This window comes from Ruegeria sp. CH6 (genome assembly GCF_056537005.1).
The window spans coordinates 1-1,242 of the sequence record NZ_JBQFQS010000050.1 but is presented as its reverse complement, the minus strand read 5'-3'; the positions used below and the strand labels follow the sequence as shown (position 1 = coordinate 1,242).

At 58.5% G+C, this 1,242-nt stretch carries 1 protein-coding gene; it reads left to right on the top strand.

Annotated features, from left to right (window positions below; all coding sequences use genetic code 11):
* Positions 1-1,176 (top strand): elongation factor Tu (gene tuf, locus ACR0CW_RS23130; protein ID WP_170337277.1); only part of this gene is annotated, 1,176 nt, incomplete at its 5' end.
* Positions 1,177-1,242 lie beyond the last annotated feature (66 nt).

Below are 1,242 nucleotides of genomic sequence, written 5' to 3'. Positions count from 1 at the left end.
ATGGCAAAGGAAAAGTTTGAGCGTACAAAACCGCACGTCAACATCGGCACGATTGGCCACGTTGACCACGGCAAGACCACGCTGACCGCAGCAATCACCAAGTATTTCGGTGACTTCAAAGCGTATGACCAGATTGACGGTGCGCCTGAAGAAAAAGCACGTGGCATCACCATCTCGACCGCCCACGTGGAATACGAGACCGACAACCGCCACTACGCGCACGTCGACTGCCCCGGCCACGCCGACTACGTCAAGAACATGATCACCGGTGCTGCCCAGATGGACGGCGCGATCCTGGTTGTGAACGCAGCTGACGGCCCGATGCCGCAGACCCGCGAGCACATCCTGCTGGGCCGCCAGGTTGGCATCCCGAAGATGGTCGTGTTCATGAACAAAGTGGACCAGGTTGACGACGAAGAGCTGCTGGAACTGGTTGAGATGGAAGTTCGCGAACTGCTGTCCAGCTACGACTACCCCGGCGACGATGTTCCGATCATCGCAGGTTCGGCTCTGGCCGCGATGGAAGGCAACAACCCGGAAATCGGCGAAGAGAAAATCAAGGAACTGATGGCGGCTGTTGATGACTACATCGACACTCCTGAGCGTGAAGTCGACAAGCCGTTCCTGATGCCGGTTGAAGACGTGTTCTCGATCTCGGGCCGTGGTACCGTTGTGACCGGTCGTGTTGAGCGTGGCGTGATCAACGTTGGCGACGAGATTGAAATCGTCGGCATCCGCGACACTCAGAAAACCACCTGTACCGGTGTTGAAATGTTCCGCAAGCTGCTGGATCGCGGTGAAGCGGGCGACAACATCGGCGCGCTGCTGCGCGGTATCGACCGTGACGGCGTTGAGCGTGGCCAGGTTCTGTGTAAGCCGGGTTCGGTTACACCGCACACCAAGTTCGAAGCCGAAGCCTATATCCTGACCAAGGAAGAAGGCGGTCGTCACACCCCGTTCTTCGCGAACTACCGTCCGCAGTTCTACTTCCGTACAACTGACGTGACCGGCACCGTGACGCTGGCAGCTGGCACCGAGATGGTTATGCCTGGCGATAACGTTGGCTTCACCGTCGAGCTGATCGCTCCGATCGCGATGGAAGACGGCCTGCGTTTCGCGATCCGCGAAGGTGGCCGCACCGTCGGCGCCGGCGTCGTCTCGAAAATCATCGAGTAAGTCGCGCCAGCGAATATCCAAAGAAAGGGCGTCCCTCGGGACGCCCTTTTTCGTTTTTGCCTAAGC